Source organism: Terriglobus sp. YAF25 (assembly GCF_052113305.1).
Classification (GTDB): Bacteria; Acidobacteriota; Terriglobia; order Terriglobales; family Acidobacteriaceae; genus Terriglobus.
Genome location: NZ_JBFRCY010000505.1, coordinates 1 through 3,486 on the forward strand (window position 1 = coordinate 1; position 3,486 = coordinate 3,486).

The following is a 3,486-nucleotide window of genomic DNA, read 5'->3' on the forward strand; positions in this document are numbered from 1 at the left end:
CGTCCTGGTCGTCTCGCACTCTCCATACCTGGTGCAGCCTGAAGGTACGGATGCTTTTATGAAGGCGGTCCTGGCCAACGAGCGCATCTGCAGTGGGCCTGCGCTACCCCCGGGCACGCTGATCCACTCACGGACATTGGCTGAGATCAGGCAGTACGACTGCGGCGCAAAGACACTGGCAGCCTTCCCCCAACAAAGAGCCGTGCCCAACACGCACATTCCGACCTTCGATGAAGTTCTGGATCTCGCGCCCAAGGGGACTTTCGATTTCAATGTCGAGACCAAGATCTCTCCAGCTCGCCCGGAGCTCACGCCTTCCCCTGAGGTCTTTGTGAAGATGATCGACGAGGCTGTGCGCAAGCATCAACTGCAATCGCGAGTCATTCTGCAGAGCTTCGATTTCCGTACGCTACGCGCTATGAAGCAGATCGATCCGCAGATCCGCCTCTCCGCTCTCTTCGGTCAGGCAAAGTACGACGGCTTCATGGGGATTACCGACAAAGACAAAAGCTTTGCGCATATCGCTGCTGTCTCTGGCGCGAATATTCTGAGCCCAGACGAGAGTCTCGCTACCGCAGACGAAGTCGCAGCGGCTCACAAGGCAGGCTTGCAGGTAATTCCTTACACATCAAACACAGTGGATGGCTGGAAGAAACTCAGCGAGGCTCGTGTGGACGGAGTCATCACGGATGATCCAGCAGGTCTGCTGCAGTGGCTTCGTTCGCAAAAGCCGGCGTTACATCCCTAAAGTATTTTTGTTCGTCATCCCGCAGGCGTGGCGAGACTTCTCGGCAAGCGCTCGCCTAGGTCCCCACCACGCGGATTCAGCCAGCACGTCAGCGTCATGCGGGTCGTCGTCTCCAGCTACGAAATTGGCAAACACCCGCTATCCCATACCAAACATCGCGACTTCGACAGGCCCTAATACAGAACAGATATTCAATCTCACCATAGTTTCCAAGCAGCAAAAATGATTAGCCCTGTCCCAACAAAACAAAAAAACGTTCGTTGAAACCAAGCGGGCCAAGAGATCAAAGGATTCTCAGTCTGATGATCAGAGGTGCGTCGTTTCTCGCGCACGAAGATTCCCTGCAAAATCCCAACAACACCCATTGCAGCGATAGCGTAATACGACAGATGGTTGAATGCGAAGCTCATCACTCTGGCCCACAATTTGGATTACCAAGTGTCCCCATATTGGCATAAACGACTACGTTATGGAGCTTACTTCCCCGCCTCGGCAACGCTACTGAATGACAACCCCAAAAGTCCTACGGCTGAATCACGATCTTCATCGAATCTGGCTGCGGATTCGATGCCAGATGAATTCCCTGCACTGCTTCTTCGAGCGTAAAGCGGTGTGAGATCAACTGCGTCAGATCGAAGCCGTTCTTGTAGCCGTCCAGCACGAGCTGCGCGCCCTCATCCTGAATCGCAACAGAGGCAGAATAAGAGCCCATCAGCGTCTTTTCGTCCATGCAGACCGCTGCCGGGTCGAAGATCGCTTCGCCATGCTGTGTCGATGCGAAGAGCATCACGCGGCCGCCGGGCCGCGTAGCCTCCATCGCCAGAGGAATCAACTTATCGCTGCCAACAGCTACAAGCGTGACGTCGGCTCCCCGGCCCTCAGTGGCATTCCGCACGGCGGCAACCACATCTCCCGTTGCATCGATCGAGTGCTTCAAGCCGAACTTTGCGGCGACGGCGTGACGTTCAGGAAACATATCGCTCGTTAGCACAGTAGCGCCGGTGCGTGCGGCCAACGCTGCAAGCAACACGCCGATCGAGCCCTGTCCGATCACCAGCACAGTCTCATCGGGCTGAAGCTCCAGAAGCTTGATCGCCTTGAAGCAGGTGTTCACAGGTTCAATGAAGGCKGCCTGCTCAAACGGCACACCTTCGGGAATCTTCACCAGGCCGCGTTTCACGATCCAGTCCATGACACGGATGTACTCTGCGAATCCTCCGCCTGAGGGTGCAAAGCCGGCTGTTGTTCCCACCTTTTTGTAAGTCTCACACTGTGCAAAGGTGTGCTTGCGGCAGTAATAACACTCACCGCAAGGAATATGGTGGAAGGCCATAACGCGATCTCCGACCGCGAAGTCTTCTACTCCCTCACCGACCTTGACGACAGTACCGCTCATTTCATGCCCGAAGACACGCGGCGCCGAGTGTGATCCGGTATGGATCTTCTTCAGATCCGTGCCACAGATGCCACAGGTATGGATCTTGACGAGAACTTCTCCTGGATTAATCTCCGGGACGGGTACGGTTTCAATGCGCACATCGTCAATGCCGCGGTAAACGGCTGCCCGCATGGTAGCGGGGACTTCCAACGAACTCATAGATTCAGGTCCTTCTTTACAGCAACGGCCAGATTCTCCGCGGCCAGCCTTGCATTCTTTCCAAAACGTGTGAGAGCTGCCCAATACCACGGACGCACCATCACACTGGCGACAAAAGGCGCCGTAGCGAATTTTCCATCCTTGGTGATGTATGGATTCATATCCGGCAGCTCTTCATTCGCTCCGTCTGAGACCGCCTTGATGCAACGGAACTTGCATCCTCTCGCGAAGGCAAGACCGGCGATGGTCGCAGCCTCCATATCCACCAGAGCCGCGTTGGAGTAAGCCAGGGCCAGGCGATACTTCTCTCCGCGGTCAGCAACCTTGTCGGCCGAGATCAGCAACATTGTGCCATCAAGATGCAGCGGATAGTGCTCCTCCGCTTCACTGTCGACGATCTGCGAAGGATAGTGCACTGACCCCACAGGCAGGCGCGGATCGATCGAGCCAGCCCAGCCGATCGACAATACTGTCGTTGGATTACAGATGGTTGTCAGATGGTGAAACGCGCGCCGGGCAGCTTCCGATCCCATTCCAGCGCACACGGCATAGATACTGCGGGATGGATGCTTCCATGCGTTCACGCCGTTGGTTGCTTCCAGCTGCTGCCAGCCGGCTACCAGCGGCTTTAGTTCTCCAGGTAGCGCCGCAACGATACCGAAGCATTCTTCCATCAGGCCTGCTTCCCTTCATCTGCGGGAGCATATCCATGCTCCACGAACCAGTCGATAGCCGAACGTAGTGCCTTGTACACCGGAAGCACCTTGAATCCCAGCTCTCGCTCTGCCTTGGCCGAGGATGCGAACATCTTCTTCTTGCCCATACGCACAGCCTCCAAAGTAGCGCGCGGTTCTTTCCCGCGCAGTTTGCCGGTAAACGTCTCGTCGAAGAAGGCGAAGATCATAGCGACCGTATGGGGTACCCGCATTGAGGGGGAGGGTAGCCCGGTGATCGCCGACATGCGGTCAAGAATCTGTTTCAGCGTTAGATTCTCTCCTCCGAGAATATACCGTTCTCCTGCTCGGCCGGCGTTAAGTGCAGCAAGATGCATACGGGCGATCTCTGCAACATCCACCAGGTTCAGACCGGTATCGACATATGCCGGGAACCTGCGGTTGAGAAAGTCCACGATAATACGGCC

The 3,486-nt window shown here is 55.9% G+C and carries 3 protein-coding genes and 1 pseudogene; 1 reads left to right on the forward strand and 3 read right to left on the reverse strand.

Features of this window, described 5'->3' with window-relative positions; all coding sequences use genetic code 11:
* Positions 1–748: glycerophosphodiester phosphodiesterase family protein (locus AB4043_RS18935; protein ID WP_442307777.1), on the forward strand; the 748-nt coding region annotated here is incomplete at its 5' end.
* A 523-nt stretch (positions 749–1,271) separates the two neighbouring features.
* Here the strand turns inward: AB4043_RS18935 and AB4043_RS18940 are convergent.
* From AB4043_RS18940 to AB4043_RS18950, 3 genes and pseudogenes are all read right to left on the reverse strand, one after another.
* Positions 1,272–2,345 carry a zinc-dependent dehydrogenase gene (locus AB4043_RS18940; RefSeq protein WP_442299497.1) on the reverse strand — a complete coding sequence of 358 codons (1,074 nt, stop codon included), beginning with the start codon at positions 2,343–2,345 and terminating at the stop codon, positions 1,272–1,274.
* On the reverse strand, positions 2,342–3,019 hold the full coding sequence (locus AB4043_RS18945; RefSeq protein WP_442299496.1) for a phosphorylase family protein: 678 nt from the start codon (positions 3,017–3,019) through the stop codon (positions 2,342–2,344). Before AB4043_RS18945 ends, AB4043_RS18940 begins: the two co-directional genes overlap by 4 nt.
* Positions 3,019–3,486 (reverse strand): annotated as a pseudogene (locus AB4043_RS18950) (hopanoid-associated sugar epimerase); the annotation flags it as partial. The pseudogene AB4043_RS18950 and the gene AB4043_RS18945, both read right to left, overlap by 1 nt.